The 26,010-nt window shown below is 55.1% G+C and carries 36 protein-coding genes; 9 read left to right on the forward strand and 27 right to left on the reverse strand.

The genetic code is table 11. From position 1 onward, the window contains the following. Positions 1 to 78 precede the first annotated feature (78 nt). The 10 genes from rpsN to HRU87_RS06975 form a co-directional block, all read right to left on the reverse strand. The gene (rpsN, locus tag HRU87_RS06930) at positions 79 to 384 is read right to left on the reverse strand and encodes a 30S ribosomal protein S14 (protein ID WP_173494170.1); all 306 of its coding nucleotides are present in this window, start codon (positions 382 to 384) and stop codon (positions 79 to 81) included. Positions 385 to 386: 2 nt separating this feature from the next. Further along, complete coding sequence (gene rpmG, locus HRU87_RS06935) at positions 387 to 554, reverse strand: 50S ribosomal protein L33 (protein WP_173494171.1); 168 nt, start codon at positions 552 to 554, stop codon at positions 387 to 389. 10 nt (positions 555 to 564) lie between these two features. Then, the gene (gene rpmB, locus HRU87_RS06940; RefSeq protein ID WP_173494172.1) at positions 565 to 801 is read right to left on the reverse strand and encodes a 50S ribosomal protein L28; all 237 of its coding nucleotides are present in this window, start codon (positions 799 to 801) and stop codon (positions 565 to 567) included. A gap of 122 nt (positions 802 to 923) precedes the next feature. Continuing rightward, the gene (locus HRU87_RS06945) at positions 924 to 1,316 is read right to left on the reverse strand and encodes a Fur family transcriptional regulator (protein WP_173494173.1); all 393 of its coding nucleotides are present in this window, start codon (positions 1,314 to 1,316) and stop codon (positions 924 to 926) included. Next, positions 1,313 to 2,155 (reverse strand): metal ABC transporter permease, encoded by an 843-nt coding sequence (locus HRU87_RS06950; RefSeq protein ID WP_173494292.1) that lies wholly within the window; start codon positions 2,153 to 2,155, stop codon positions 1,313 to 1,315. Before HRU87_RS06950 ends, HRU87_RS06945 begins: the two co-directional genes overlap by 4 nt. Further along, entirely contained in the window at positions 2,155 to 2,946 is a 792-nt protein-coding gene (locus HRU87_RS06955) for a metal ABC transporter ATP-binding protein (protein ID WP_246247266.1), read from the reverse strand. Before HRU87_RS06955 ends, HRU87_RS06950 begins: the two co-directional genes overlap by 1 nt. After that, positions 2,946 to 3,914 (reverse strand): metal ABC transporter solute-binding protein, Zn/Mn family, encoded by a 969-nt coding sequence (locus HRU87_RS06960; protein WP_173494174.1) that lies wholly within the window; start codon positions 3,912 to 3,914, stop codon positions 2,946 to 2,948. The genes HRU87_RS06955 and HRU87_RS06960 overlap by 1 nt, the downstream gene beginning before the upstream one ends. A 42-nt stretch (positions 3,915 to 3,956) precedes the next feature. Next, complete coding sequence (locus HRU87_RS06965) at positions 3,957 to 5,270, reverse strand: dihydrolipoamide acetyltransferase family protein (RefSeq protein WP_173494294.1); 1,314 nt, start codon at positions 5,268 to 5,270, stop codon at positions 3,957 to 3,959. Between the two features lie 8 nt (positions 5,271 to 5,278). Then, positions 5,279 to 6,262 carry an alpha-ketoacid dehydrogenase subunit beta gene (locus HRU87_RS06970; protein WP_173494175.1) on the reverse strand — a complete coding sequence of 328 codons (984 nt, stop codon included), beginning with the start codon at positions 6,260 to 6,262 and terminating at the stop codon, positions 5,279 to 5,281. After that, a complete protein-coding gene (locus tag HRU87_RS06975; RefSeq protein ID WP_173494295.1) occupies positions 6,255 to 7,349 on the reverse strand; it encodes a thiamine pyrophosphate-dependent dehydrogenase E1 component subunit alpha in 1,095 nt (364 codons plus the stop codon). The genes HRU87_RS06970 and HRU87_RS06975 overlap by 8 nt, the downstream gene beginning before the upstream one ends. Before the next feature lie 62 nt (positions 7,350 to 7,411). Here HRU87_RS06975 and HRU87_RS06980 point away from each other — a divergent pair, with 62 nt between their 5' ends. Next, positions 7,412 to 7,837: a phage holin family protein gene (locus HRU87_RS06980; RefSeq protein WP_173494176.1), complete on the forward strand. Its 426-nt coding sequence runs from the start codon at positions 7,412 to 7,414 to the stop codon at positions 7,835 to 7,837. A gap of 66 nt (positions 7,838 to 7,903) precedes the next feature. Further along, positions 7,904 to 9,289 carry an adenylosuccinate lyase gene (gene purB, locus HRU87_RS06985; RefSeq protein WP_173494177.1) on the forward strand — a complete coding sequence of 462 codons (1,386 nt, stop codon included), beginning with the start codon at positions 7,904 to 7,906 and terminating at the stop codon, positions 9,287 to 9,289. On the opposite strand, the gene HRU87_RS06990 is transcribed toward purB, so the two are convergent. The 8 genes from HRU87_RS06990 to HRU87_RS07025 all read right to left on the reverse strand — a co-directional run bounded on the left by HRU87_RS06990 (position 9,290) and on the right by HRU87_RS07025 (position 14,812). After that, positions 9,290 to 9,502, reverse strand: coding sequence for a hypothetical protein (locus tag HRU87_RS06990; RefSeq protein WP_173494178.1), 213 nt, complete (start codon positions 9,500 to 9,502; stop codon positions 9,290 to 9,292). Positions 9,503 to 9,511: 9 nt separating this feature from the next. Then, the gene (locus tag HRU87_RS06995) at positions 9,512 to 10,021 is read right to left on the reverse strand and encodes a hypothetical protein (RefSeq protein WP_173494179.1); all 510 of its coding nucleotides are present in this window, start codon (positions 10,019 to 10,021) and stop codon (positions 9,512 to 9,514) included. Between the two features lie 4 nt (positions 10,022 to 10,025). After that, positions 10,026 to 11,369: a replicative DNA helicase gene (dnaB, locus tag HRU87_RS07000; RefSeq protein ID WP_173494180.1), complete on the reverse strand. Its 1,344-nt coding sequence runs from the start codon at positions 11,367 to 11,369 to the stop codon at positions 10,026 to 10,028. Between the two features lie 310 nt (positions 11,370 to 11,679). Next, the gene (gene rplI, locus HRU87_RS07005; RefSeq protein WP_173494181.1) at positions 11,680 to 12,132 is read right to left on the reverse strand and encodes a 50S ribosomal protein L9; all 453 of its coding nucleotides are present in this window, start codon (positions 12,130 to 12,132) and stop codon (positions 11,680 to 11,682) included. Between the two features lie 11 nt (positions 12,133 to 12,143). Then, positions 12,144 to 12,401, reverse strand: coding sequence for a 30S ribosomal protein S18 (rpsR, locus tag HRU87_RS07010; RefSeq protein ID WP_173494182.1), 258 nt, complete (start codon positions 12,399 to 12,401; stop codon positions 12,144 to 12,146). 21 nt (positions 12,402 to 12,422) lie between these two features. Beyond that, positions 12,423 to 12,905: a single-stranded DNA-binding protein gene (ssb, locus tag HRU87_RS07015; protein ID WP_173494183.1), complete on the reverse strand. Its 483-nt coding sequence runs from the start codon at positions 12,903 to 12,905 to the stop codon at positions 12,423 to 12,425. Further along, positions 12,905 to 13,300: a 30S ribosomal protein S6 gene (gene rpsF / locus HRU87_RS07020; RefSeq protein ID WP_173494184.1), complete on the reverse strand. Its 396-nt coding sequence runs from the start codon at positions 13,298 to 13,300 to the stop codon at positions 12,905 to 12,907. Before rpsF ends, ssb begins: the two co-directional genes overlap by 1 nt. Before the next feature lie 93 nt (positions 13,301 to 13,393). Beyond that, positions 13,394 to 14,812 (reverse strand): CCA tRNA nucleotidyltransferase, encoded by a 1,419-nt coding sequence (locus HRU87_RS07025; RefSeq protein ID WP_173494185.1) that lies wholly within the window; start codon positions 14,810 to 14,812, stop codon positions 13,394 to 13,396. Positions 14,813 to 14,852: 40 nt separating this feature from the next. Here HRU87_RS07025 and HRU87_RS07030 point away from each other — a divergent pair, with 40 nt between their 5' ends. The 7 genes from HRU87_RS07030 (at position 14,853) to HRU87_RS07060 (ending at position 20,995) form a co-directional block, all read left to right on the forward strand. After that, the gene (locus tag HRU87_RS07030; protein WP_173494186.1) at positions 14,853 to 15,299 is read left to right on the forward strand and encodes an NUDIX hydrolase; all 447 of its coding nucleotides are present in this window, start codon (positions 14,853 to 14,855) and stop codon (positions 15,297 to 15,299) included. Further along, positions 15,296 to 15,769 carry a DUF6049 family protein gene (locus HRU87_RS07035; RefSeq protein ID WP_173494187.1) on the forward strand — a complete coding sequence of 158 codons (474 nt, stop codon included), beginning with the start codon at positions 15,296 to 15,298 and terminating at the stop codon, positions 15,767 to 15,769. The genes HRU87_RS07030 and HRU87_RS07035 overlap by 4 nt, the downstream gene beginning before the upstream one ends. Next, complete coding sequence (gene murJ / locus HRU87_RS07040; protein WP_173494188.1) at positions 15,762 to 17,402, forward strand: murein biosynthesis integral membrane protein MurJ; 1,641 nt, start codon at positions 15,762 to 15,764, stop codon at positions 17,400 to 17,402. Before HRU87_RS07035 ends, murJ begins: the two co-directional genes overlap by 8 nt. 67 nt (positions 17,403 to 17,469) lie before the next feature. Next, the gene (gene trxB / locus HRU87_RS07045; protein ID WP_173494189.1) at positions 17,470 to 18,390 is read left to right on the forward strand and encodes a thioredoxin-disulfide reductase; all 921 of its coding nucleotides are present in this window, start codon (positions 17,470 to 17,472) and stop codon (positions 18,388 to 18,390) included. A gap of 10 nt (positions 18,391 to 18,400) precedes the next feature. After that, entirely contained in the window at positions 18,401 to 18,724 is a 324-nt protein-coding gene (gene trxA / locus HRU87_RS07050; protein ID WP_173494190.1) for a thioredoxin, read from the forward strand. Between the two features lie 67 nt (positions 18,725 to 18,791). Next, entirely contained in the window at positions 18,792 to 20,051 is a 1,260-nt protein-coding gene (locus tag HRU87_RS07055; protein ID WP_173494191.1) for an aminotransferase-like domain-containing protein, read from the forward strand. A gap of 2 nt (positions 20,052 to 20,053) precedes the next feature. Then, positions 20,054 to 20,995 carry a D-alanine--D-alanine ligase family protein gene (locus HRU87_RS07060; protein WP_246247271.1) on the forward strand — a complete coding sequence of 314 codons (942 nt, stop codon included), beginning with the start codon at positions 20,054 to 20,056 and terminating at the stop codon, positions 20,993 to 20,995. Here the strand turns inward: HRU87_RS07060 and HRU87_RS07065 are convergent. The 9 genes from HRU87_RS07065 to rpmH are packed head-to-tail and all read right to left on the reverse strand — an operon-like array spanning position 20,992 to position 25,804. Next, the gene (locus HRU87_RS07065; protein WP_173494192.1) at positions 20,992 to 21,912 is read right to left on the reverse strand and encodes a ParB/RepB/Spo0J family partition protein; all 921 of its coding nucleotides are present in this window, start codon (positions 21,910 to 21,912) and stop codon (positions 20,992 to 20,994) included. The two genes, HRU87_RS07060 and HRU87_RS07065, sit on opposite strands and share 4 nt — an antisense overlap. Beyond that, on the reverse strand, positions 21,909 to 22,754 hold the full coding sequence (locus HRU87_RS07070; RefSeq protein ID WP_173494297.1) for a ParA family protein: 846 nt from the start codon (positions 22,752 to 22,754) through the stop codon (positions 21,909 to 21,911). The genes HRU87_RS07065 and HRU87_RS07070 overlap by 4 nt, the downstream gene beginning before the upstream one ends. Before the next feature lie 38 nt (positions 22,755 to 22,792). Then, positions 22,793 to 22,960, reverse strand: a complete 168-nt coding sequence (locus HRU87_RS07075) for a hypothetical protein (RefSeq protein WP_173494193.1) — start codon at positions 22,958 to 22,960, stop codon at positions 22,793 to 22,795. Between the two features lie 10 nt (positions 22,961 to 22,970). Next, complete coding sequence (gene rsmG, locus HRU87_RS07080) at positions 22,971 to 23,609, reverse strand: 16S rRNA (guanine(527)-N(7))-methyltransferase RsmG (RefSeq protein ID WP_246247276.1); 639 nt, start codon at positions 23,607 to 23,609, stop codon at positions 22,971 to 22,973. 31 nt (positions 23,610 to 23,640) lie between these two features. Beyond that, the gene (locus HRU87_RS07085) at positions 23,641 to 24,108 is read right to left on the reverse strand and encodes a Jag family protein (RefSeq protein ID WP_173494194.1); all 468 of its coding nucleotides are present in this window, start codon (positions 24,106 to 24,108) and stop codon (positions 23,641 to 23,643) included. Further along, positions 24,109 to 25,026, reverse strand: coding sequence for a membrane protein insertase YidC (gene yidC / locus HRU87_RS07090; RefSeq protein WP_173494195.1), 918 nt, complete (start codon positions 25,024 to 25,026; stop codon positions 24,109 to 24,111). 2 nt (positions 25,027 to 25,028) lie between these two features. Then, complete coding sequence (gene yidD / locus HRU87_RS07095; protein WP_173494196.1) at positions 25,029 to 25,379, reverse strand: membrane protein insertion efficiency factor YidD; 351 nt, start codon at positions 25,377 to 25,379, stop codon at positions 25,029 to 25,031. Beyond that, complete coding sequence (gene rnpA, locus HRU87_RS07240; protein ID WP_173494299.1) at positions 25,334 to 25,657, reverse strand: ribonuclease P protein component; 324 nt, start codon at positions 25,655 to 25,657, stop codon at positions 25,334 to 25,336. The genes yidD and rnpA overlap by 46 nt, the downstream gene beginning before the upstream one ends. Before the next feature lie 9 nt (positions 25,658 to 25,666). Then, a complete protein-coding gene (rpmH, locus tag HRU87_RS07105; protein ID WP_173494197.1) occupies positions 25,667 to 25,804 on the reverse strand; it encodes a 50S ribosomal protein L34 in 138 nt (45 codons plus the stop codon). Positions 25,805 to 26,010: the final 206 nt, after the last annotated feature.

Genomic DNA, 26,010 nt, shown 5'->3' on the forward strand with positions numbered 1-26,010 from the left:
CACTTAGATAATTTCTAGCTGGCCCAGCTAACAAAAAACGCCCCGGAAACTTCTCCGAGGCGTTCTTTTGAATTTTTGTTACCAGCTGGACTTGGTCACACCTGGTAGTTCACCCTTGTGTGCCATGTCGCGGAAGCGAACACGGCTGATGCCGAACTTCGAGAGCACACCGCGTGGGCGGCCATCGATTAGGTCACGGCTGCGAACGCGCACTGGGCTAGCGTCCTTTGGAAGCTTCTGCAGACCCAGGCGGGCCTCTTCGCGCTGCTCGGCAGTCGAAGTTGGGTCAACCAGGGCCTTCTTGTAGGCGGCACGCTTCTCTGCGTAGCGCTCGACGATTACCTTGCGCTGCTCGTTCTTAGCAATCTTTGACTTCTTAGCCATTTTTAGCGCTCCTCGCGGAATTCAACGTGCTTGCGCACTACTGGGTCGTACTTCTTCAGCACGATGCGGTCTGGGTCGTTGCGACGGTTCTTTTTGGTCACGTAGGTGAAACCAGTGCCGGCGGTTGACTTCAGCTTGATGATTGGACGGATGTCCTTATCCTTGGCCATCTATGTCTTCCTAGATCTTCTCGCCGCGAGCCTGAAGCTCTGCGATTACGGACTCGATGCCACGGGTGTCAATTACCTTGATACCGCGTGCTGAAACGTTCAGGGTCACCTTGCGACCGAGGGAAGCTACGAAGTAGGTCTTCTTCTGAATGTTCGGGTCAAAACGACGCTTGGTCTTGTTCTGAGCGTGCGAAACCTTGTGACCGAACTGCGGACCGGTCTGTGTGACCTGGCAGTAGGCTGCCATTTCTCCTCCTAGGGGCGCGTTTACCCTAAAACATCTTTTGGGGATTGTTGGGGCCAAGGCCCGAGCAACCCCCCAAGTTTAGGAGAGGTCTAGGCAATAAAGCAAGTCCCAGTTCAGAAAAATCAATCTGACACGCCACAGTTCACACAGATTCCATAGAGCTCAATGGTGTGGCTTACCTGCGTGAAGCCCTCTTTGCCCGCCAGCGCCTCGGCAGCAGCCTCAAATCCGGGAAGCTCAAACTCCACCGCTACCCCGCAACGCCTGCAAATTAGGTGGTGGTGATGCTCGGTGGTGCAGCTTCGATACTTGGTCTCGGAGTCCGCTGAACTCAATGCATCGGCCTCACCCTGCTGGGCTAGGTCTGCAAGCGCTCGATAAACCGTGGTCAAGCCAATCTTCTGACCCTGAAGCAATAGCTGCTGGTAGAGCTCTTGAGCTGAGACAAACCCCGGAGTAGCTTCCAATGCCTCACGAACCGCCGTCTTTTGCCAGGTGGAACGCTTTTGAATCATGCGATCACCGCCCTGGTGCGCAGCGCCGCTATAGCCCTTGCCGTCAGGTAAATCACAAAGGAAATGGTCGTGACAAATGGGCTGATTGGCAGCGAGCTGCCCAGGGCGAGGAGAATCCCGCCCAGCATAGAAACCAAAGCAAACAGCACGCTCAGCACCGGAACCCACACCTGGCTGCTGCTCAACCTAAGAGCCGCTGCGGCCGGTGTGACCAAAATTGCCAAAACCAGTAGCGCCCCAACCACCTGAACCGCAGCTGCCACCGCAAGTCCAAGCAGCACCATAAACAAAATGCCCAGCCCGCGAACCGAGACCCCTCTGGCTGCGGCAACCTCGGGATCCAGTGAGGCAAAACTCAATGGCCGCCAAATAACCATAAGGCTGACTGTGACAACCAGCGCGATCGCCGCCATGGCGGCAAGTTTCGGGTCATCAACAGCAACAATCTGCCCGGTTAGCAGGCCGAATTTGTTTGCTGCTCGGCCGGGATAGAGGGCGAGGGCGAGGATGCCTAAACCAAGGCCGAAGGGCATCAACACCGCAACTATGGAATTTCTGTCCTTAGCTCGATCACCCATCACAGCCAGAATCAATGCGGCTAGAAGCGACCCAAAAACCGAACCGAACACCACATCAAACCCGATCAGGAGCGCGATTGCCGCCCCGGCAAAGGAAAGTTCGGCGATGCCGTGAACGGCAAAGGACAACTCACGATTCATCACAAAAACGCCAACCAACCCACCGATTAGTGCCAAGAGTGCTCCCGCCCAGAGCGAATTAGCCACCAGCGGGATAAGCCGGTCGTAATCGGAGAAATCAAATACATCGGTGAGGTTCATCAGCGCCACTGCTCGTCTTCGTGGTGATCGTGATCGTGAGCACCCAGAACGACAACCCTGCCCTGATTCCTAACCACATCAATCTCGGTTCCGTAAAGCTCCGAGAGGACCTCGGAGCGCAAAACCTCATCTGGGGTGCCAATCGCGAATGATCCCTGCGCCAAATAGAGCACTCGGTCCACGTAGTCGATGATCGGGTTCACGTCGTGAGTCACAAACAACACGGCGGTGTTGTTTTTTTCGCTCTGCTCGTGAATCAGCTGACTGACTTCCTGCTGGTGGTGCAGGTCGAGGGCGCTCAGGGGCTCATCGGCGAGAATCAGCTTGGGCTTTGATATCACGGCTTGAGCCACCCGGACCCGCTGCATCTCTCCCCCCGAGAGGCCACCCACCGGCTTTTCCGCGAGGTGAGCGGCGTCAACCGACTCCAGGGCGCTGAGCACCCTGGCCCTTGCAGTGCTGGAAGGCAAGGGAATTCCAAAACGATGGCCATCCAGGCCAAAGCGAACGGCGTCGCTGACCCTCAGCGGCAAGCCCGCATCAATTGCTCGGTGCTGCGGAACGTAGCCAATCTTGGTGTTACCTCTCCGAGAGGAGCTGCCGTCAAATGTGATTGAACCAGCCGAAAGCTCTTGCTGACCGAGGATGCTCTTCAGGAGCATGGATTTGCCCGAGCCATTGGCTCCGATCACCGCGATGAATTCTCCCGGTTCGACCTCAAAACTCAGGTTTTGCCAAATTATCCGCTCGCCAAAGGCGAGCGAGGCACCCCTGATGCTCAGCAAACTCACTAGTAGACAGCCTCTTGAAGCTGGTCCAAGACCTGGTTCATCCAGTCCAGGTAGTCCATGTCTGGCGAGGGAATCAGCTCACTCAGTTGAACCACTGGGATACCGTTTTTCTCGGCGAGCTCAGTCAGCTGCTCAGAAACCTGATCGCTGACCTGCAGGTTCGTAACCAGCAGTGAAACCAATCCGTTTTCGATCAGGGAGCGGGTCTCGGCGAGCGCCGCAGGTGGAACTTCGCTCTCCTCCTCAATGGCGTCAGCTAGAGCCTCTGGGGTTAGGTTTCTAAACCCAGAGTGCTCAAGCAGTAGGTTTCCGACCCCCTCGGTCGCAATAACGCCCTGGTCCAAGGCATGGTCGCGAAGTGCCTCACTGCGAATCGTTAGGTTGTCCAGCTCCGACATGAAGAAGTCGTAGTTTTGATTCAGGTCATCAAAGGCTTCTGGCCTAAGCTCCCCAATCGCGGAGACAAAGCCCTCGGAGAACTCAGCAACGGCCTCAAAGTCATACCAAACGTGTTCGTTTTCATGCTCGTGAGCGTGCTGGGAGGGCTCCTCTCCCGTGCTGAGCTCCGAGTAAGCCGGTTGGACAAACTTCACCTCGTCTGAGGCATTGATGAGAGCCTTGATAAATTCGTCGTACCCGCCACCGTTGATCACAATCAACTCTGCGTCATTGACTGCCAACTGGTCTCTGGCACTGGCCTCATAGGAATGTGGGTCCTGCAGTGGATCACTGATAATGACAGTGACCTCGACCCAGTCTCCGCCCAGTTGCTTGGCGATATCGCCCCAGACGCTGGTGGTCGCGAGAACCTTCACGACGCCGGTGGCGCCCTCACGGGTGACCGAGGGGGAAGAGTTTGGGGAGGCAGATTCAGTTGGTTTTGGACCAAAAAGGATCGGACCAACCACAAAAGCAGCCAAGAGACCAACCACTAAGGCCGCTATGCCGCCCAATAACCATTTCTTCATGGTTCAAGACTAACGCTTATTGAAAATGATTGTCAATTGCAATTAGTCAAGCAGCAGTGCCGGCTCCTCGATGACGCTAGCCACATCCTGCACAAACCTTGATGCCACATCGCCATCAACTACTCGGTGGTCAAAAGTGGCCCCAATGGTCGTGATCTGGCGCACAACAATCTCATCGTCGACCACCCAGGGCTTCTTCCGAATCGAGCCGAGCGCAACTATGCCAACTTCACCTGGGTTCAAAATCGGAGTTCCGGTGTCAACTCCGAACACACCGATGTTGGTGATGGTGATGGTTCCATCGCGCATATCCTCGGGGGTTGTCTTTCCCTCTCGAGCGGTGGCTGCAAGCTGCTCAATCGCTTGAGCCAGCTCAATCATGCTCATTGCATCCGCATCCTTGATGTTTGGAACAATCAATCCCCTGGGGGTAGCGGCGGCAATTCCGAGGTTCACAAAGTTGTGGACGATGATTTCCTCGTCGGTCCAGGTTGAATTAACCATTCGGTTGCGCCGAACCGCCCAGATCATGGCCTTGGCCATGATCAGAAGCGGAGTGACCTTGATGCCTGCAAAGTCAACCGAGTTCTTCAATCGTTTGACGTATTCCATGGTTCTGGTTGCATCAACATCTACAAAAATGCTGACGTGAGGGGCAGTGAATGCGCTTTTGACCATTGCGCTGGCAATCGCCTTACGCACTCCCTTGACTGGAATTCGCTCTTCACGCTCAGATGGGACATCTGGTGTGGTGAGGTTTTTGAAGACCGATGCCTGTGAGGCTGAGCCGATTACGTCATCACGAGTAATTTCCCCGTGAACACCGGTTCCCGCGACCATCCCGAGGTCAACCCCGAGTTCTTTGGCCAATTTTCGAATCGGGGGTTTGGCCATGATGTTTTCACTCGAGGCGATAGCCCTGACCATGGAGACCGGGATAGCTGTGGTCACCGGGGCGACCGATGCAATGGCGCGCTTTCGGCGAGACTTGGCGTCCCCGGCATCACCGTAGCCAACCAGGGTTGGAAGTTTGTATTCGGCACCGGTGTCGGGCTCTTGGACCACTGGACCAGCAGGAGCATCCGGCTCACTGAGGGTGGGAATCGGGCTGGCACCGGCAACCCGGACTGCAATGATTGGGTTGCCAACCTCAACCGTGTCACCCTCGGCAAACAGCAGTTCAGTAACTTCACCGGCGAACGGGCATGGCAACTCAACGATTGACTTTGCGGTCTCAATTTCGCAGATGGTTTGGTTCACGCTGACCTGGTCCCCGGGGGCGACCTTCCAGGAGACAATCTCAGCCTCGGTTAGACCCTCGCCGACATCTGGCAGGGGAAACTTCGCGATAGTCAACATTCCTCCTAGTAAGCCAGTGAGCGATCGACTGCCTCGAGAATGCGGTCGGCATCCGGCAGGTAGGCCTCCTCCAGCTTGGCAGCTGGGTAAGGTGTGTCAAATCCTCCCACGCGAATCACCGGTGCTTCAAGCGAGTAGAAGCAGTGCTCAGCGATTCTGGCTGAGATTTCACTCGAGAGGCTGACGTTGGTTGGTGCCTCGTGGACAATCACCACGCGTCCGGTCTTATTCGCTGAGGCAAACAAGGTTGGGTAATCAATCGGGGACAACGATCTGAGGTCAATCACCTCAATGCTCACGCCCTCTTCGGCCCCAATTTCAGCTGCCTGAAGGGCTGTGGTGACCATGGGGCCGTAGGCCAAGAGCGTCACCTGGGTGCCCTCGCGCATTAGTCGGGCGGAGTGCAGCGGCATTGCCGGGGTGTCCAGGTTGACCGGACCCTTCTGCCAGTAGCGGCGCTTGGGTTCAAAGACGATTACTGGATCCGGGCTCTTGATTGCCTGCTGAATCATCCAGTAGGCATCGTTTGGGTTTGAGGGCGAGACGATCCTGAGGCCTGCGGTGTGAGCGAAGTAAGCTTCAGGGCTCTCTGAGTGGTGCTCAACCGCGCCGATACCGCCACCGAATGGAATTCGAATCACCACCGGCATCTGAAGGAATCCCTCGGAGCGGTAGGTCAGCTTAGCCAGCTGGCTGGTGATCTGGTTGAAGGCCGGGTAAACAAAGCCATCGAACTGAATCTCTGCCACCGGGCGGTACCCGCGCATCGCAAGACCAATGGCGGTTCCAACGATCCCGGATTCTGCAATCGGTGAGTTGAAGACTCGTTGGTCGCCAAATTCTGTGTGCAGTCCCTCGGTAACTCGGAACACTCCGCCCAGCTGGGCAACATCCTCACCGAAAACCAAAACCTTGGGATCTTCCTGCATTGCCTTTTGCAACCCTGCGTTCAAGGCCTTAGCGATGGCAAGGTCCTTGTAGCTACTCATGCTGACCCATCGCTTCCTCATAGGCCTTGAGCCAGGCCTTCTGGTTTTCGATGTCCGGGTGAGTGTCGGTGTAGACGTGGTCGAAGATGTTTTCAAGTGGCGGAATGCCCAGGGCAAATGTCTGCGCGCGAATCTCAGCGGCTAATTCATCACCCGCCAGTTTCACCTCTTCGAAGAATGAGTCCTGAACCCCCTGACGGCGCAGGAACTTCTCGAAGCGCTCAATCGGATCACGGGCTTTCCAGTACTCAACTTCCGCATCTTCACGGTATTTGCTCGGATCATCGCTTGTGGTGTGGGCGCCAACGCGGTAGGTCAAAGCCTCAATCAGATAGGGTCCCTGCCCAGCCCTGGCTTGATCCATGTGCAATTTGGTTGCCGCGTAGCAGGCCAAAACATCGTTGCCGTCGACCCGCATGCCCTGAACTCCGAACCCGGAGCCGCGCAGGTAAAGCGGGACCCTGGTCTGCTTCGATACCGGTGAAGAGATCGCCCACTGATTGTTCTGAATGAAAAATACGATTGGGGCGTCATTGATGGCCGCAAAGAGTAGGGACTCCGAGACGTCACCCTCGGCGGTAGCACCATCACCAAAGTATGAGATGACGGCCAGGTCCTTATCTTTATCCCCGGTTCCCACCAAACCGTCAAACTTAACGCCCATCGCATAGCCAACCGCGTGCAGCACCTGGGCTCCCAGCACGATTGAGTAGAGGTGATATCGGGTCTCCTCGGGGTTCCAACCGCCGTGGTTCACCCCGCGCATCATCTTCAAAATCGACATCAGCTCAACGCCGTGAGTGATTGCCACCCCGTGCTCGCGATAGGAGGGAAAGATGTGGTCATTTGGACCAACGGCATAACCCGAACCAATCTGAGCGCCCTCTTGGCCGATGGCTGGAACCCAGAGCCCTAGTTGCCCCTGGCGCTGCAGTGCGATGGCCTCAATGTCAAAGCGACGAATGCGTGCCATGTCTCGGTAAAAGGTTTTGAGCTGATCTTCACCCAGCGAATCGATGATGGCGCCGTACTGGGCATACTCCTTGGGGACACCGTAGGTCCCATCCGGCGCGAGCAACTGAAGCATCGGCGCGGAAGAGTCTTGGGTCACGAAAGCTAATTTAGCCCGTCACGGTGGAGAATGGAGCCATGTTGCGTTTTCTAGTGAGCACAATCGTTAATGCCGTTGGTCTTTGGGTGGCGACCCTGGTCATCCCTCAGGTTTCCCTCACCCCCTACGGCGGTAATGGCCTTTGGGAAACCATCGGATCTTTCCTGGTGATTGGTGCCATCTTCGGTCTGGTGAATGCCATCATCGCCCCGGTTATCAAGGTCTTGGCTTTTCCGCTCTACATCATCACCTTTGGGCTGATTGCCTTTGTTATCAATGGAGCTCTACTGCTGATGGTTGCCTGGCTCTCAAGCCTGCTGGGTGCAAATGTCTTTAGCATCGAGGGCTTCACCCAGGAAGGTTTGAGCATCGCATCCCTTGGCTGGGCAATCCTGGCCGCCATCGTGATGTCAATTGCCAGCTTCCTAACCCGCAGTGTGCTGAGAATCCTGAGAATTAAGTAGTTCGCACTTTCTCGCAGTTTGGTAAGCCCAAGGGGTTTTCTCACCTAAATGGGGCAAAATGTGCTCGTGAGCAATCTTTCTGCACAGCCCCTAAGCCCCCTTGACGGTCGCTACCGCGCTCAGGTGAAAGACCTAGGCAACTACCTTTCCGAGGCCGGTCTGAACCGAGCCAGGATTCAAGTGGAAATCGAGTGGTTGATCTGGCTCGCAGATAAAGACCTGCTGAACACCTCAAGCAAGGTGTCTGACGAAGAAAAAACTGCACTGCGGTCTCTGGCAACAAACTTCTCAGACCAGGATGTTGAGGAGCTTGCCAAAATCGAAGCCACCACCAGGCACGACGTCAAAGCAGTTGAATACTTCATCAGGACTGCGCTTGAGCGTCTGGGCAGAAATGACCTCAGCGAGCTGGTCCACTTTGCCTGCACCTCCGAAGACATCAACAACCTCTCTTACGCACTGACCGTAAGCGAGGCGGTCTCTAGCGTTTGGTTGCCCAGGGCCCGAGACCTTTCCAACAAGTTGAGCAGGATTGCCGGAGAGCTCAAAGATGTCCCGATGCTTTCCAGGACTCACGGCCAACCCGCCACCCCGACCACCATGGGCAAGGAAATTGCAGTTTTCGCCCACCGAATCAATCGACAGCTGTCCAGAATCGAAAATCAGAAATACCTGGGCAAGTTCTCCGGAGCAACCGGGACCTTCGCCGCTCACATCGCGGCAGCCCCCGAGGTGGATTGGGCTAACGAATCCAAGAGCTTTGTTGAGCACCTTGGCCTTGAGTGGAATCCGCTCACCACACAAATTGAGTCCCACGACTGGCAGGCCGAGCTCTACCAGGCCATTTCCCACGCCAACCGTATACTTCACAACCTTGCGACGGACATCTGGACCTACATCTCGCTGAACTACTTCAAGCAGATTCCAGTTGCCGGGGCAACCGGTTCATCAACCATGCCCCACAAGGTGAACCCGATTCGCTTCGAGAACGCCGAAGCAAACCTGGAACTATCCTGCGCCATCCTGGATTCGCTCTCCCAAACCCTTGTCACCTCAAGGCTGCAGCGCGATTTGACCGACTCCAGTGCTCAGCGCAACATTGGGGTTGGTTTTGGACACTCGCTCCTGGCGCTAGACAACCTGATTCGCGGGCTGGACGAGCTAGCTATCAACGAGGCGGTAATGCTGGGCGACCTCATGGAAAACTGGGAGGTGCTCGGTGAAGCCATTCAGACGGCTATACGGGCCGACGTGGCTCGCGGGCTATCCCAAATCTCCGATCCTTATGCCCTTTTGAAGGAGCTCACTCGGGGCAAGCGGATCTCTGAAGAGGACCTTCTGGTGTTCATCAAAGGCCTGGACATACCCGATGCCACCAAGGAGCGCTTGATGGCACTTAAGCCAGATCGCTACACCGGCATTGCATCCAAGTTGACGCAATTCCTCAGCTAGTTATCGAAGCTTTGGTTTGTTTGGGTCCTGATCATCGTGCTTAACCATCAAGTCAATGGTTGCAACAATCACGATCGAGACGATAAAGGTGATGAGCGCCCAAATCATCGTGGTCTCAGGAATTCTGGTTCCGTAGTAAACAATCGCAGCTGAAAATGCAGCTGCGATGAGGGAAAAGACCAGGTAGCTCTTTAGATTTGCAAAACGCTTCACCCTCAAAGCCTACTTCGACTTCGGAGTTGCGGCCGCGATACCCAGGTGAACACCATCAAGCGCTAGATAGGCGCCAAAGAATCCAACCGCGCTAACGATATCCAGGTCAACCGCCAGGAATAGCGCTCCAAGTAGCAGTGCGAAGATGGCGCTTATCAAAAAATCTCTTCCGAGAAGGTCCGAGAATCCCCAGCGCCGAGCCTGGTAGAGGGCGAAAGCTCCGTAGATAAGTCCCCAGGCAGCCACCAAAGCCTTGAACGCCGCCTGCTGACCGTCTGAGGTACTAATCGCCAAAAGAGCAAAAACCCCAACCAAAGTGGCGAGCGTTGCGGTCGGCAACTCCTGCAAACCAGCTGCCTTGCCCTGAATCAATACCGTTGCAGCCAAGCCAATACCGAGAATTAGCCCGTATACCCCGAGGGTAATCAGCCCAATTTCAGCGCTGTGAGACTGGCTAAAAGTGATAAAAATTCCCAGAGCAAAGCTAACTGCCGCTCTGATGGACTGTTGAATTCGCACGGGCCTAGCTTGGCATATTTACAAAGCGTGAGTACTGCCCGTGGAACGCAACGGTAACCGTCCCCGTTGGGCCATTTCGTTGCTTGGCAAGGATGAGGTCGGCTTCTCCCGCTCTGGGGTGATCCTTTTCGTAGATGCCCTCACGGTGCAATAGGACTACCACGTCAGCATCCTGCTCCAGAGATCCCGATTCACGCAGGTGTGAAAGCTCAGGACGCTTGTCTTTGGCCTGCTCCGCCTGGCGGTTGAGCTGCGAGAGCGCAACCACCGGGATGTTTAGCTCCTTGGCCAAAAGCTTCAGGGCTCTAGAGAATTCTGAAACCTCCTGCTGGCGAGACTCGACCTTCTTTCCGCTGGACATCAGCTGGATGTAGTCAATTACCACCATCTTGAGATCAACCTGCTGAGCCAGGCGGCGGCACTTGGCCCTGATCTCAACCAGGGACATGTTTGGACTGTCGTCAATGTAGAGCGGCGCATCGTTGATACGACCGCGAACGGCTGCCAACTTGGTCCAGTCTGCGTCGGTCACTGTTCCCTTGCGCATGGACTGCAGGTAGATGGAGGATTCCGCGCTCATCAGGCGCATGGCAATCTCGGCGCGACCCATTTCAAGGGAGAAAAAGATTGTTGCCTTGTTGTGCTTTACGGAGGCATTGCGCGCTAGGTCGAGGGCGAAAGTTGACTTACCCACCGCTGGTCGAGCCGCCACGATGACTAGCTGTCCGGGGTGAAGGCCGTGGGTGTAGGCATCTAGGTCGCTGAAGCCCGTTGGGACTCCGGTCAATTCACCGCCGCGCTTTTGCGCCCCCTCAATCTCGTGAATTGCAGCCTCGATTGAGTCGCTCAGGGGAACGTAATCCTCTTTCGAGGACATGCTCGAAACCCTGTAAATCTCTGACTGGGCCTGGTTAACCAGGTCTTCCACCTCACCTTGGCTGTCGTAACCTGACTGAGCAATTCGGGTTCCGGCCTCGATCAGCCTGCGAAGAATGGCCTTGTCGGCCACGATCTTGGCGTAGTAACTGGCATTGGCTGCGGTTGGAACGTAGCTGGTTAGGGAGTGCAGGTAATCCGCTCCACCGGCTTTTAGAAGATTTCCCTGCTTATTGAGCTCATCACTGACGGCGATGACATCGGTTGGTTCGCCCTTGCCAAAGAGCGAGAGGATGGCATTGAAGATTAGCTCGTGCTTGGGAGCGTAGAAGTCGACACCCGATACTGCCTCAAAAACCTCAGCGACGGCCTCTTGACTGAGCAACATGCCACCCAAGGTGGACTGCTCAGCGTCTAAATTGTGGGGTGCGACCCTAGGATCTGCCGCAGGCACTGGTGCCAACATCGTCATAAAAACCTCCAGTAACAGCTTGCGACCTGTATAGCTTGGGCTACCGACAATTAACTTTCAAACCGGTCTGTGGATAACTGTGGATAACTCTGTGGAAACACGCCGATGTTGCATGTGAATAACTGTGGAAACTCTGTGGATAACTGTGGATAACTTCTTGGTAGGCCAGTAAATAAGCGGGTTGTAGCTGTGGAGGAATTAAAGTGGAAAACTCTAAACCTCAACCTGAGGGTTGTGGATAACCTGGCGCATTTTCTGCAAAAAATGCAAAACGGCCCGGGGTTACCGGGCCGTTTCGTTAAGGTTCTCGTTACTTTGCAGCAACTACCTGCAGCTTGAGCTGAGCAACTAGGTCACCGGTCACGCGAACGGTTGCCTCGTACTCACCCAAGGTACGGATCTGGGAGGAAAGCTCAATCTTGCGCTTGTCAACACCGGTGATGCCGAGGGCTACGACAGCCTCAGCAATGTCGGTGGTCTTGACTGCGCCGAACAGACGGCCGTTGGTTCCAGCCTTGACCGCAATGCGGATCGGCTTCTCCTCAAGCTTGGCCTTTACAGCCTTTGCGTCTTCCTCGGAAGCGATTTCGCGAGCCTGACGGGCTGCACGAATTGAGGTGACCTGCTTTTCGCCACCCTTGGACCAGACCACAGCAAGGCCGTTTGGGATCAGGAAGTTACGTGCGTAACCGTCCTTGACCTCAACGACATCGCCTGCGGAACCCAGTCCGGAGACCTCATTGGTCAGAATTAGCTTCGACATGGGGGTGCTCCTTAGCGTCCTGCACCGGAGTATGGCAACAGGGCCATCTCTCGGGCGTTCTTGATAGCCGTAGCAATCTTGCGCTGGTCCTGCACCGATGCTCCGGTGATGCGACGAGCGCGGATCTTGCCGCGGTCTGAGATGAACTTGCGTAGTGTGGCGACGTCCTTGTAATCAATGACCTCGATCTTGATGGTCTTGACCGGGGCAAGCTTCGCGAACTTTGAGTTCATGCGAGCCTTGCGGCGGTCAGCTCCTTTTCCTGCCATTTATTTCTCCTTGAATTCTTTCTAAAACGGTGCTTCGTCAACAGCTTGGGTGGCTGGGTTTGCCCAGGCGTCAGCGGTTGAAGCTGAAGCCTTAGCCTCGCCCCAAGGGGACTCGACCTGAGCTGGGCCACCTTCGCGGGAGCGACGGGTGATGGATGCGGTTGCATAGCGCAGAGATGGACCGATTTCATCGATCTCGAGCTCGAGCGATGCACGAGCCTCTCCCTGGGCGCTCTGGTAAGCAGAAGGTGCCTTTAGGCGACCTGTTACCACCACTCGAGTTCCCTTGGTTAGGGACTGAGCGACGTTCTCTGCTGCCTCACGCCATGCGGTGCAACGAACCCATACGGTTTCGCCGTCTACCCACTCGTTGGTTGAGCGGTTGAGGGTGCGGGGGGTTGAGCCAACGCGGACAGAAACAACTGCCACGCCGCCCTGGGTGTAGCGAAGCTCCGGGTCGTCGGCAAGATTGCCCACGATGGTAACGCTAACCTCGCCCGCCACTAGTTGCTCCTAGGACCCGATGGACGCTTGCCGCCTGAGCGAGGGCCGCGTGGTGCACGTGCAGGCTTGTCCTCAGGAACGAACTCGATTGGGTTGATGCTGAAAACAGCCTCTTCTAGGCGAAGAACCTTGGTTCGCAGCACTGCCTCGTTTAGGCGCAGCTGGCGGTCAAACTCAGTTACCGCAGCTGGGCTGGAGGTCACGTTGACGACAACGTAGACACCCTCGGAGTGCTTCTGAATCTGGTATGTCATTCGACGACGACCCCAAATGTCAACCTTGTCCACGGTGCCACCATTGTTGGTGATCGCCGGTAGGAACTTGTCGATAGTTGGGGCGACAGTGCGGTCGTCAAGTTGAGGGTCCAAAATGACCATCACCTCGTAGTTATGCATAGTTCACCCACCTCCTTCGGTCTAGAGCGGCCATGGTCTTTCCATGGCAGGAGGGTATATTGCATTGAAGTTGCGCTAGGCAACCTTGGAAGTTTATCTGGCTTGCCACCATTGAAGCAAGCGCTTTTTTGCCTCTTCAAAGCCGATCTCACCCTCATCAAGCCTGATTTCGAGCAGGAAGTTATAGGCCTCTCCAACCTCTCTGCCGGGTTTGATGTCCAAAATCTCCATGATTTGCTGCCCATCCAGCTCGGGCCGCATCGCATCAAGTTGCTCTTGCTCAGCAAGAACAGCAATGCGCTGCTCCAAGTCGTCATAGGCGTGGGCCAGGCGCTCAGCCTTTCGGCGGTTTCTGGTTGTTACATCTGCCCTGGTTAGAGCGTGCAGTCTTACTAGCTGGTCTTCCGCGTCTCTGACGTAGCGGCGAACTGCGCTGTCGCTCCACTGCTGGTCTGAGTAACCAAAGAACCGCAGGTGAAGTTCAATGAGTTTTGCCACGGCCTTGATGGTGTCGTTGTCAAAGCGCAGCTCCGTAAGGCGCTTCTTTGCAAGCTTTGCCCCCACCACATCGTGGTGGTAGAACGAGACAGCACCCCCGGGTTCGAGTCTTCTGGTCGCTGGTTTCCCGATGTCGTGCAGCAGGGCTGCCAGGCGAAGCACCAAATCAGGGTTGAGGCCGTAGTCCTTCTCGTAGTCAATTGCCTGCATCACCACGGTGAGGGTGTGTTGGTAGACATCCTTGTGGTGGTGGTGCTCGTCTAATTCGAGCCGCAACGCAGGTAGCTCGGGAAGGACGCGCTGGGCTATTCCACTGTCGACCAGAGCCTCAAGGCCGGGGCGGGGGTCTGAGGAAAGCAAGAGTTTGGTCAATTCGTCGCGCACTCGCTCATTGGAGATGATTTCGATGCGGTCTGCCATCTGAGCCATTGCCTCAAAGGTTTCCGGCTCAATTTCGAAGCCCAACTGCGAGGCGAACCTTGCCGCCCGCATCATTCTCAAGGGGTCGTCGGAGAATGAAATCTCTGGTTTGGAAGGTGTTTTCAAAGTTTGACCCAGAAGATCTCGCAGACCCTGGTGTGGGTCAACGAAAGTTCTGGAGGGTAGGCGCAGCGCCATCGAATTCACGGTGAAGTCTCGCCGAACCAGGTCGTCCTCGAGGTTGTCGCCAAAGCTAACGGTTGGCTTTCTGGAAACCGGATCGTAACTGTCCGCTCGGTAGGTGGTGATCTCCACCTTCTCCTCCCCGATCTGGGCGGCGATGGTGCCAAATTCGCGACCGATATCCCAGGTGGCGGAGGCCAGGGGCTTAACGATTTTTAGGATTTGATCGGGGTTGGCGCTAGTGGTGAAATCCAGATCTGGCGCAACTCTGCCGAGAATTGCATCGCGCACTGGGCCACCGACCAGCGATAGTTCAAAACCAGCAGCCTCAAAGGCTGCGCCGAGGCGATCCAGCAGCTGGTTCTGGGTATTCTGCTGGAGATTGGCCATCGCCTGGGCAACGCTTTGCATGGGCACTAGCTTGCCACAGCTCACAAAGTAGAGTTGGGACATGAGAATCGCTCGCCCCTACTCAGTGACCGAGGTGTCGGCCGGGGGCTTGATCGTAAACGCGGAAAACCCAAGGTTGGTCGCTCTGATCTCTCATCGAAACCGCGGTGGCGGGATGGACTGGTGCATCCCCAAGGGTCACGTGGAACTTGGAGAAAACTATCTGCAGACTGCAATCCGCGAGGTTCGGGAAGAGACCGGACTCCACGGCGAGGTTCTAGAAAAAATCGGTGAAATCAGCTACAGCTTCAAAATCGGACCCAAACGCATTCGCAAGACAGTCCACCACTACCTTCTAAAGCAGGTTTCGGGGGAGCTGAGCTTTCAAGGAGACCCAACCGGCGAGGTGCTGGACGTGAAATGGTTTGAGATTGAGAAGCTTGAAGAGGTGTTAGCACACGAAAACGAGCGCAAAATTGCCGAGCGAGCACTGGAGATTCTGAGTTGAAACGTTTATTAGCTCTGGTGCTCACCATGCTTGCTCTGGTGTCACCGGCCCAAGCCGAAACTTCCGAGCTCTACATTGTCCCCGGCAGCGAAATCAACCTGGTTGCTCGAGATGGCCGCATCCCGGTCACCATAAAAAATGACTCACTCGAAACCCAGACCGTGACCCTGAATGGGGCCAGCACCACCTTCCGACTCGAAATCCTCAGCACAACCGAAGTCACCATCCCGGCAGGCAGCAGCCAGCTAGCAGAGATTCCGGTTCGAGCGCTTGCAAACGGTCCAGTAGAGCTGAAGGTATGGCTGGAGCAAGACGGCAGGGAGATTGGCGAGAGCGAGCTGCTGCAGGTAAACGTAAATTACGACGTTGAGCTGTTTTTACTCGTGAGCTTTGGTTTTTTAATGTTTGCCCTGATCGTGGTTGGTATTTTCCGCACCGTACTGAAGTTCCGCCGGAGAGCCAGTGACTGAGCGCAGCGTTGCTCGAAGCTCCATGATTATGGCCTCGGGCACCATTGTTTCGAGGATCTTGGGCTTCGCCAGAGCGGTTTTACTCGCCGCGGCACTTGGGGTTACCACGGACGCCGCCGACGCCTTTGGCGTTGCGAATCAGCTTCCCAACAACGTCTACGCCATCATCGTGGGCGGGGTCCTGAACGCGGTTTTAGTTCCCCAGTTGGTTCGAGCCAGGGCAATGTCGGACGGTGGAAAAGGCTATGTCGACCGCTTTGTGACTTTGGCAATTACGGTGTTCTTCCTGGTTACCGTTGCCTTCACCCTGGCCGCTCCCCTGCTGGTTCAGCTTTACACCTCGGGATGGGACTCTGATCAGCTCGCGTTGGCGACGGCCTTTGCCTACTGGTGCATACCCCAATTGTTCTTTTACGGCCTGTACTCGATTCTCGGCGAGGTTCTGAATTCAAGAAGTGAGTTCGGTCCATTCATGTGGGCACCGGTGCTAAACAATGTGGTTTCAATTGCCGGTTTGGGCTTCTTTGTGCTGATCTTTGGGGCCGACCCCACAGGCTCCAGATCAGTTTCCGGTTGGGGGGCGGACCAGGTGGCCCTGCTGGCAGGCAGCGCAACCGCTGGAGTCGCAGCCCAGGCACTGATTCTGCTGCTGAGCTGGCGAAAGATTGGGCTCAAGCTAAATCTGAACTTCCGCTGGCGCGGTTTTGGTCTAAGGCCCGGCCTGAAGGCGGCCTCGTGGTCACTAGCCATGGTTCTGGTAACTCAAATTGGTGGTCTGGTGCAGACTGCCGTTGCCTCAACAGCGGTGGCCGGAAGAGATTCGGGGCTCGCGGTGGCATCCGTTGCCGCCGCCTCGATTGCCTGGCTAATTTTCATGCTGCCGCACTCGGTAGTCACTGTCTCCGTTGCCACCGCCTATTTCACTCGCATGGCGCAGCATGCTGCGGCTGACCGAATGCCTGAGTTCAAAACAGACCTGACCACGGGCCTCAGGGTCATCGCCCTGGTCAGCGTTATCTCAAGCGCGACACTGATGGTCTTGGCCTACCCCATGGCTAGGGTCTTTGTTGGCGAATACCAGGCGACCATCGCACTGGGAAATGTGATCATCGCGCTCATGGTTGGTCTGGTGCCGTTCAGCTTTGTCTACATGATGCAGCGAGCATTCTTCGCTCTTGAAGACACCAAAACACCTTTTATTTTCACGAGCATTCAAATTGCGATTCACATCGCCGGGTCACTCACCTTGGGTGTGGTGGCAGATAAGCAGTGGTTGGTTGTCGCCCTCTCGCTTCTTACCGCGACGACCGTGCTGATCCAAGGTGCGATTGCTTATTCGCTGCTCCGCAAGAGGATTGGCTCAATGGGGGAATCTGGCGTTCTAAAGTCACTGTTCGGTTTCTTGCTGGCGGCGCTGCCCTCAACTGGCGTTGGTCTCGGAGTTCTTTGGTTGCTTGGTGGGGTGGGTCCAGGGGATTTCCCGGTTGACAAGGTCTTTAGCGCGGTCTTGAGCGCCATTGCGGTTGGTGGGGCGATGGTATTCACATATGTTTTGCTGCTGTGGTTGTTCAGAGTTTCCGAATTACGCGAGGTTCAGCGGCAGTTGAAGGCTAGGTTAACTAGTCGTCGCTGAGAGTAATTAGGCGATAAATTGGAATAAATAGATGCTTATCTATGTTTTTGAGGCAAAGAGGAGTGCAATGCGCGAGGTCATCATTATCGGTTCGGGGCCTGCGGGCTACACGGCAGCAATCTACGCTGCACGCGCTCAGCTCAACCCCCTGATGATCGCCTCAAGTGTTGAGCCCGGTGGCGAACTAATGAAAACCACCGAGGTTGAAAACTTTCCGGGCTTCCCTGAGGGACTTATGGGTCCGGACCTAATGGCCAACTTCCAGGCACAAGCGGAGCGTTTCGGGACCGAAATTCTGTTTGATGATGTCGTTGAGGTTGACCTCAAGGGTGACGTCAAGATTGTCAAAACCGGTTCCGGCGAAACCTTCGAGGCGAAGACTGTAATCATTTCCACCGGAGCCGCCTACCGTGAGCTAGGTCTTCCAAAGGAAAAAGAGCTCAGTGGTCACGGGGTTTCATGGTGCGCCACCTGCGACGGTTTCTTCTTCCGCGAAAAGACCATCGCCGTCGTGGGTGGTGGAGACTCCGCTATGGAAGAGGCCAACTTCCTCACGAAATTCGCTTCCAAGGTCTACGTAATCCACCGTCGCGAGAGCCTAAAAGCGTCAAAGATCATGCAGCAGCGCGCCTTTGACAACCCAAAGATTGAATTCATTTGGAACTCGGCCGTCGCAGAGCTTCAAGGTGAGGGGTCACTGACCGGAGTGGTCTTGGAGGACACCGTCACAGGTGCGAAATCCGAACTGGCGCTAGATGGCCTTTTCATAGCTATTGGAAATGACCCGAGGGTTTGGTTGGTTGAGAACCAGGTAGAGCTAACTGAAGAGCGTTTTATCAAGGTTGAGGGTCGCAGTTCAAGGACCTCTCTCCCAGGCGTCTTCGCCGCCGGGGATGTCATTGACCCCACCTACCGTCAGGCCATCACCGCTGCCGGTTCCGGCTGTGTCGCAGCGCTGGATGCCGAGCACTACCTAGCAAGTCACTAAGGAGTTTCACGTGAAACCAGTTGATGCAACCACCGCCTCGTTTGAGCAAGAGGTATTGAAGTCTGACAAGCCCGTAATCGTTGATTTTTGGGCCGAGTGGTGTGGTCCATGCCGCATGATCGCCCCCGTCCTCGAGGAAATGGCCGCTGAATACCACGACAAGCTGAAAATCGTCAAAGTCAACGTTGACCTCGAGGGTCAGTTGGCGATGGACTACAAAGTCACCGGCATCCCTCTGCTGGGCGTCTTCCACAACGGCCAAATGGTGAAGCAACTTGTCGGAGCCAGGCCAAAAGCTGCGATTGTGGCCGAACTGAGCGAATACCTCGCCTAAACAAACGCAGCACTAGCCCAATTGGGTATAGGGAAACTAAGCTAATCGCTAAAACCCGGGAGCTGAGATGGCTGAATTGCGCACAGGAAGTGTTACCAACTTCGATGCATGGAAACATGCTTACGCTGCGCGCGCGGCAAATCTCTCAGTTTCAGAAGTTCGAGCGCTATTTTCCGTGGTCTCCAGACCCGAGGTTGTATCGCTGGCAGGCGGAATGCCGGATGTCTCTGCTCTCAACGGCGAGCTTATCGAGCAGGCTTTCCAGTCTCTGATGGCGAACCGTCGTAATTATGCACTTCAGTATGGCGGCGGACAGGGGGATGTCCGACTGCGGGAGCAGATCCAGGAGATCATGGCCTTAGACGGCGTTCACGGCTCAGTTGAGGATCTGATGATCACCACCGGAAGTCAGCACGCACTGGAGCTTCTGGCCGACCTCTTCCTCGATCAAGGCGATGTGGTTTTGGTTGAGGCCCCCAGCTACGTCGGCGCAGTGGGCATTTTCCGGCACAAAGAGGCTCACATCGAGCACGTTTTCACTGACAACGAGGGGATTTCCCCTGAGGCTCTTGCTGAAGCGGCTGACCGCCTCATCGAGCAGGGCAAAAAGGTCAAACTTCTGTACCTGGTACCTAACTTCGCTAACCCATCTGGGGTGACCCTAACGGCTGAGCGTCGTCAGCAGGTTCTTGAGGTGTGCCGTGAGCGCGGAATCCTAATCATTGAGGACAACCCCTACGGACTGCTCTATTTCGACCAGAAGCCGCCTCAGGCCATGAGGGCGATGGACGATGAGGGCGTGGTTTACCTGGGTAGCTTCTCAAAGATCCTCTCCCCTGGTCTCCGAGTTGGTTACGTCCTGGCGCCCCCAGCCATCAGGGAGAAGCTGGTGCTGGCTAATGAGTCTGCGATTCTTTCGCCTGCAACATTCGCGCAAATGCTGATCAGTGAGTACCTGTCGATTACTGACTGGCAGGGCCAAATCGAAACTTATCGCCAGCTTTACAAAACAAAGCGGGACGCAGCAATTGAGGCTCTAGGCCAGTATTTACCTAGGGTTGAGACTACTCACCCAGCCGGTGGGTTCTTCTTGTGGCTGACTCTTCCTGAGGGCCTCAACAGCAAAGAGATGCTGCCGCTAGCGGTAAATGAGCTTGTGGCATACACCCCTGGAACAGCTTTCTACGGCGATGGCCGAGGTGCAAACAACATTCGAGTCTGCTTCTCCCACCCAACGGCCGAGAACGTAAAGGTTGGTATCAAGCGACTTTCAAACGTTGTAAACCTTCAGTTGGACTTGCTAGACACATTCGGCAGCAGGGTTTAGCAGTGAAACCTCACGTGCTAATCCTCGCCGGAGGAATCTCTCACGAGCGAGATGTCTCACTGAAATCAGGTCGCCGAGTTGCAGATGCGCTGACAGATGCCGGCGCGCAGGTCGAAATTCGTGAGCCGGACGATGAGCTCATTGGCCATCTGATGGCATCGCGTCCAGATGTCGTATGGTCCACTCTCCACGGGTCTGTGGGGGAGGATGGCTCGCTTCAAGACCTACTCAGGCTTGCCCATATCCCTTTTGTTGGCTCTGATTCGGACGGGGCGAAACTCGCGTGGAACAAACCAGCTGCAAAAGTGATCATGAAGCGCCATGGGGTACAGACTCCAGATTCAATTACCCTCCCCAAATCAACCTTTAGAGAGCTGAACGCCGAGGCAGTTTTGGCTCTAGTTGCGGCCGAGCTTGCTTTCCCACTGGTGGTCAAGCCGGCCATGAGCGGTTCCGCTCAAGGAGTCAGCAAAGTTGAAAATGCTCAGCAGTTCGCCAAGGCTATGGTTGACGCTTTCGTTTATTGCGACCATGCGCTAATCGAAAAGTTTGTGGCTGGCACCGAACTTGCAATTTCTGTCATTGACCTCGGTTTCGGCGCCCGGGCACTACCAGCCGTTGAGGTTGAGCCGTTCAGTGGACAATTTGGGTACCAAGAGCGCTACGTGCCCGGTGAAACTAACTACTATGTCCCAGCAAGGTTGAGGCCGACAGAATTGGAGAGGGCTGCGGAGCTCGCTCTACTGGCCCACAGCGCTCTTAGGCTCAGGCACCTGAGTCGGGTTGACATAATTGTTGACCACGAAGGGACCCCGTGGTTCCTTGAAGCCAACGTGACGCCGGGAATGACGGAGACTTCTCTCTTTCCGCAGGCGATTTTGGCCGAGGGTGAGACTCTGTCAGAGGCTTACCTGTCGATAGCAACCGCCGCCATTAGGTCCTAGTTCTTAGCGTCAAACTCACTTATGATTCGGCGCAAATCCGCAACATTGCCGAATTCGATCACTAATTGGCCTTTTTTGCGTCCAAGCTGAATCTTGACAACAGTGTTTAGCTTTTCGGCGAGCGAATCGGCGAGCTCTTTGAGCATGTCGGTCTTGCCGCCAGGCACAATCTTGCCTCTGTTCGGCTTTACCTTGACCCCTGAAACAGCCTCTTCCAAACTACGAACGGATAGTCCCTCACGAATCACTCGTTCAGCCAGAGCAATCATGGTTTGGTCGTCAGGAGCGCCCAACAGGGCCCGGGCGTGACCGGCGGAGATAACTCCAGAGGCAACCTTGGTTTGGACGACCAGAGGCAGGCGAAGCAATCTCAATGTATTGGTGATCTGTGGCCTAGATCTGCCGAGGCGATCTGCCAACTCCTCCTGCGTTGAACCGAAATCTTCAAGCATTTGCTTGTAGGCGGACGCTTCTTCTAGTGGGTTCAGGTTGGAGCGGTGCAGGTTCTCAAGCAGGGCGTCGCGAAGCATGTTCTCATCCGCGGTTTCCCTCACAATCGCTGGGATCTTTGCCAAACCGGCCTCTTTAGAGGCCCGAAGGCGTCGCTCTCCCATGATTAGTTCGTAGCCCGCACCCTTCGGGCGAACCACGATTGGCTGGAGCACACCAAACTGCCTAATCGAGTGAACCAACTCCCCAAAAGCCTCGGGTTCAAATACGGAACGAGGCTGTTGAGGGTTGGGGACGATGTCTGCCGGGTTCAGCTCTACAAATCTTGCCCCAGGAACCTCCACCAGGGGCTGGGCCGAGGTCGATGTGAAGAACACATCTACCGCATCCCTATCGCCCCCGGGAATCAGAGATCCGATGCCTCTGCCGAGTCCGCCCTTGCGCTCTGGTTTCTTCTGGTCGGTCATATTCCTGTTCCCCTTTGAGAAAGTTCTATTGCGGCTTCCTGGTAGGCCAGGGAACCGGTATTGCGCGGATCGTAGCTAATTGCCGTTTGCCCGAAGCTTGGAGCCTCTGAAAGTCTTACGGATCGAGGGATGGTGGCGTTGAGAGTCTCTTTTGGGAAGTACTTCCTCACCTCAGCTGCGACATCACTGCTGAGGTTCGTTCTGTTGTCAAACATCGTCAACAAAATTCCGCCGATTGCCAACTCAGGGTTCAGCGCCAGTTTGATGCGCTCAATGTTGGCCATCAGTTGGGTCACACCCTCCAGGGCGTAATACTCGCACTGAATTGGGACTAAAACCTCAGTGGCAGCCACCAGGGCATTTACGGTTAGAAGCCCAAGAGAAGGCGGGGAGTCGATAAAAACATAATGGATTGGGGTCTCAGATTCCCCCAGGAAGTCTCTTAGGGCGGTAGAGAGTATTCTTTCCCGATTTGGGACAGAAACCATGTCTATTTCGGCTCCAGCAAGGTTGATGGTGGCTGGCAAGCAGAGCAGGTTTTGATGTTCGGGGCTCTGTTTTACTGCCTGAATCATCGGTACACCATCAACCAGGACCTCATAGCTGCCAACAACCGCGTTGTGATGCTCTACGCCGAGGGCAGTTGATGCGTTTCCTTGCGGGTCTAGGTCGATTACGAGGACACCCATCCCTTTTCTGGCAAGGGCGGCCGCAAGATTCACAGCGGTTGTGGTCTTACCAACTCCACCTTTTTGGTTCGAAATGGTGATGATCCTTGTGGACAAAGGGGGGTCGAGGGTAATTTCGGCTACCCGTTTGGCCCGCTCGTTGTTTAGCGTCATCTCTCGAAGCAGGGGTGTGTTTTGAATTGGTTCCACGGTTACTCACCCTTCGATGTTTCACGTGAAACATGTGCGATGTCATCCACCGGTAAACCCTGCCAACCAATTGGCGTTGGTGAGACTTCCTCGCGATTATTCGGATAACCCAATCCTGGGGTTACTGTGGCCGGTGTCACCGCGGTTAGCTCTGCTTCTTGATCTGGCATGGTCCTCCAATCATTGCAGAATAATGCGAACGACCGTCGCGGTCTCTGAGGTTATCCCCAGACCCAGCGTGATGATCTCAGGTTCACCAAATCCCAAACGCTGCAACCTGGGTCGGGCCTCTGATATCTCCTCCGGGGCGCGACTTCCCTTGAGGGCGAGAATGGTTCGATGCTGCGAGCCCCTGGTGAGAGGGGTCAGGAGTTTGAGCAATTTATCTAACGCAGCCACTGCCCTGGCGGTGACTATGTCGAAGTCGGTCCTTTGAACCTCCTCGGCCCTTGCACGAATGACGTCTACATTCCTCAGCCCCAAATCATCAACGACTGTCTGCAGCCAGGTCGCGCGCCGCTCCATAGGTTCTATAAGGGTGAAATGTGATTTTGGTTTTGCGATTGCCATCGGAATGCCGGGCAAACCGGCCCCCGAACCAACGTCTGCCACCAGCGACTCATTTGGTACCAATTCCACAAGAAGTGCACTGTTGATGACGTGACGGCTCCAGATCCTTGGAAGCTCTCGCGGGCCCAGTAGCCCGAATGTCTCTGAATCCTGCGCTAAGCGAGCAGTGTAGGCGCGGGCCTTGTCAATCTGATCACCGAAGACAAGCGCAGCCTCACCAGGCTCCTGCTCAAATTCCAAGTTGATCAACGGACCTTACCCCCATGTTTCACGTGAAACATTACGGCTTTGATACGACGATGTGGCGTTCCTTGCCCTGACCTTCAGACTCGGAAACAAACCCTGCTTCACCAACCATGTCGTGGACCAGCTTGCGGTCGTATGAACTCATCGGCTTCAAATGCTGAGGTTTGTCTGTTTCTTCAAGCTTCGCGATGGTTCTTTCAACCAGCACCTTGAGCTGCTGGTTCTTTGCCTCGCGGGATCCTGCGACGTCGAGAATTAGACGGGATAGTTGCCCGGTTTTCGCCTGCACTGCAAGTCTCGTAAGCTCCTGAAGCGCCTCAACGGTCGATGGGTCAGAAATCTTGCCTAGGTTGGAATCGCCCTCACTTGTCACTGAGATGTAGACGCGGTCTTGCCTGAATTCAATCTCCAAGTCGCCATCTAGGTCAGCGGTATCAAGGAATTCTTCAATGAAATCCGCTGCGATTTCGCCTTCTTGTTCCAGCTCTTGTTCTCTGCTCATTTACTTCTTCTTTTTCTTCGCACGATTTTTACTAACCGGCTGCTGGCGCTGCTTAGGCTCCTCAGCTGCCGACTCTTGGGTCGGTTCCTCAAGTTTTAGCTTGCCCTTCTTGGCAAGACGGGCCTGGCGCTCCTTGAATGCAGGGCTGCCAGGGGTTGGCATGTTCCTAATGACCACGAATTGCTGGCCCATGGTCCAGAAGTTGGAGACCAACCAGTAGGTCATGACACCCAGTGGGAAGGTCAAACCGGAGAAAAGAAAGACCAATGGCAACACGTACAGCAGAATCTTCTGGGTCTGCATGAACTGGCTGTTCTGAACATCAGGGTTTTGGTTCTTGGCCATGATCTGCTTTTGGGTGATGAACTGAGATGCACTCATCAGCACAATCATGATTCCGGCAAGCACCTTGACGTTTAGCTCGTCACTACCAAAAAAGGTGTCAGAAAGTTGTGCGCCAAAAATCTCGGCGGAGGAGAACGAGGTTGCTCCAGCAGCGTCCAGCAATCCAACACCAGACTTACCGTTTCCCGCGTCGTTCAACACAAAAAACAACCCGGTAAAGATTGGCATTTGGAGTAATAGTGGCAGACAGCTGGAAAGAGGGTTGGAGCCGGTGCGCTTATAGAGCTCCATTTGCTCTTTAGCCATGCGCTCTCTGGAGTCTCGGTCTGTCTTGCCCTTGTATTTATCCTGGAGCTTCTTGAGCTCGGGTTGAACCAGCATCATGTTGCGCTGGCTCTTGATCTGCTTTACAAAGATTGGAATAAGCGCAGCGCGCACCACGAGCACGAGACCCACAACAGCGAGAACCCAAGAAACACCAGATGCCGACTCAAGTCCCATAAGGGTGAATAGGTTGTGAAAACCGACGAGCACAAGCTCAATCGCCCACTTAATCGGCCAAAGCAGATCCACCGCTACCTCTTCTTTTCATCAGGATTCAGACTCACAAATCCTAGCTTGCGAACGACAATTGGGGACTTCGAGATCTTGACCTCATCGACGCCTCCCTGAGACCAGGGATTGCAGCGCAGTATCCGCCAAACCGTCATTGGCACCCCCTTGAGAACCCCATGCTGCTGAAGCGCATGAAGCCCATAGCCTGAGCAACTGGGGTAATACCTGCATACGTCTCCATAAAGCGGAGAAATGAGCTTCCTCCACACCAGGATGAAGGCGATCAAAAAGTTTCTTGGGAAAGTCCTCAAAAAATACAGCGCTTTCAACTTGATACTCGCTTTAGAGCCTGATCCAGAAAATCGCTCCACTCTTCGGGGCTGGCGGTAAACGCCGCTTGCCGCATTCTGAAAACCCCTTTGATCTTCAGTTCCGTGGAGAGTTTTGGCCGAAGAGCATTCAATAATCTTCGCTTGATGCGATTTCGAACGACCGAATTCCCCAATACGCGGCCAGTTATTACGGCAAACTGAGAAGTCTCACTTGGTAAGTAGTGAAGGGTAAACAACGGGCTAGAAAACCGTTGGCCGGATTTTACGACCTCGCGAATTTCGCCTCCGGAACGAAGGCGTAGAGCCCGCGGAAGCAGGTTAGAACCTTAGGCGCTTAGCTCTTCGCGGCCCTTGCGGCGACGGGCTGCCAGGATGGCACGACCTGCACGGGTACGCATGCGAGCACGGAAGCCGTGGGTCTTTGCACGACGACGGTTGTTCGGCTGAAAGGTGCGCTTGCTCACTTCAAATCTCCCTGGTTTATTCGGACACGTGGTCCAAGACAACTTCAGTACTTTACGGCATGGGTCCAGATTGAGTCAAGCAGATATCCGAAATATGGACCATAAGATTCGGCTCCCACGGGAAATATAAAATCTTTGAAACGACACGCCGATGCGATTTGATTTTCGACCCCGAACTTGGGTTGAATGTTGCAAACACAACTGGG

The organism is Aquiluna borgnonia, from assembly GCF_013283855.1.
Classification (GTDB): Bacteria; Actinomycetota; Actinomycetes; order Actinomycetales; family Microbacteriaceae; genus Aquiluna; species Aquiluna borgnonia.

Excerpts from the sequence above, each read along its gene's own strand:
- HRU87_RS06975 (WP_173494295.1), bottom strand. The coding sequence starts at position 7,349 with ATGCTTCAGTTGCTCGCGCCGGATGGGACCTACGGTGTCCCCAAGGAG.
- HRU87_RS07070 (WP_173494297.1), bottom strand. The coding sequence starts at position 22,754 with ATGACGCTAAACAACGAGCGGGCCAAACGGGTAGCCGAAATTACCCTC.
- HRU87_RS07075 (WP_173494193.1), bottom strand. The coding sequence starts at position 22,960 with ATGCCAGATCAAGAAGCAGAGCTAACCGCGGTGACACCGGCCACAGTA.
- HRU87_RS07065 (WP_173494192.1), bottom strand. The coding sequence starts at position 21,912 with ATGACCGACCAGAAGAAACCAGAGCGCAAGGGCGGACTCGGCAGAGGC.
- rpsN (WP_173494170.1), bottom strand. The coding sequence starts at position 384 with ATGGCTAAGAAGTCAAAGATTGCTAAGAACGAGCAGCGCAAGGTAATC.
- rpmG (WP_173494171.1), bottom strand. The coding sequence starts at position 554 with ATGGCCAAGGATAAGGACATCCGTCCAATCATCAAGCTGAAGTCAACC.
- HRU87_RS06980 (WP_173494176.1), top strand. The coding sequence starts at position 7,412 with ATGTTGCGTTTTCTAGTGAGCACAATCGTTAATGCCGTTGGTCTTTGG.
- HRU87_RS06960 (WP_173494174.1), bottom strand. The coding sequence starts at position 3,914 with ATGAAGAAATGGTTATTGGGCGGCATAGCGGCCTTAGTGGTTGGTCTC.
- HRU87_RS06945 (WP_173494173.1), bottom strand. The coding sequence starts at position 1,316 with ATGATTCAAAAGCGTTCCACCTGGCAAAAGACGGCGGTTCGTGAGGCA.
- rpmB (WP_173494172.1), bottom strand. The coding sequence starts at position 801 with ATGGCAGCCTACTGCCAGGTCACACAGACCGGTCCGCAGTTCGGTCAC.
- HRU87_RS06950 (WP_173494292.1), bottom strand. The coding sequence starts at position 2,155 with ATGAACCTCACCGATGTATTTGATTTCTCCGATTACGACCGGCTTATC.
- HRU87_RS06970 (WP_173494175.1), bottom strand. The coding sequence starts at position 6,262 with ATGAGTAGCTACAAGGACCTTGCCATCGCTAAGGCCTTGAACGCAGGG.
- rplI (WP_173494181.1), bottom strand. The coding sequence starts at position 12,132 with ATGTCGAAGCTAATTCTGACCAATGAGGTCTCCGGACTGGGTTCCGCA.
- rpsF (WP_173494184.1), bottom strand. The coding sequence starts at position 13,300 with ATGCATAACTACGAGGTGATGGTCATTTTGGACCCTCAACTTGACGAC.
- HRU87_RS07055 (WP_173494191.1), top strand. The coding sequence starts at position 18,792 with ATGGCTGAATTGCGCACAGGAAGTGTTACCAACTTCGATGCATGGAAA.
- dnaB (WP_173494180.1), bottom strand. The coding sequence starts at position 11,369 with ATGACGATGTTGGCACCAGTGCCTGCGGCAGATCCTAGGGTCGCACCC.
- HRU87_RS07030 (WP_173494186.1), top strand. The coding sequence starts at position 14,853 with ATGAGAATCGCTCGCCCCTACTCAGTGACCGAGGTGTCGGCCGGGGGC.
- HRU87_RS07085 (WP_173494194.1), bottom strand. The coding sequence starts at position 24,108 with ATGAGCAGAGAACAAGAGCTGGAACAAGAAGGCGAAATCGCAGCGGAT.
- HRU87_RS07025 (WP_173494185.1), bottom strand. The coding sequence starts at position 14,812 with ATGCAAAGCGTTGCCCAGGCGATGGCCAATCTCCAGCAGAATACCCAG.
- rpsR (WP_173494182.1), bottom strand. The coding sequence starts at position 12,401 with ATGGCAGGAAAAGGAGCTGACCGCCGCAAGGCTCGCATGAACTCAAAG.
- trxB (WP_173494189.1), top strand. The coding sequence starts at position 17,470 with ATGCGCGAGGTCATCATTATCGGTTCGGGGCCTGCGGGCTACACGGCA.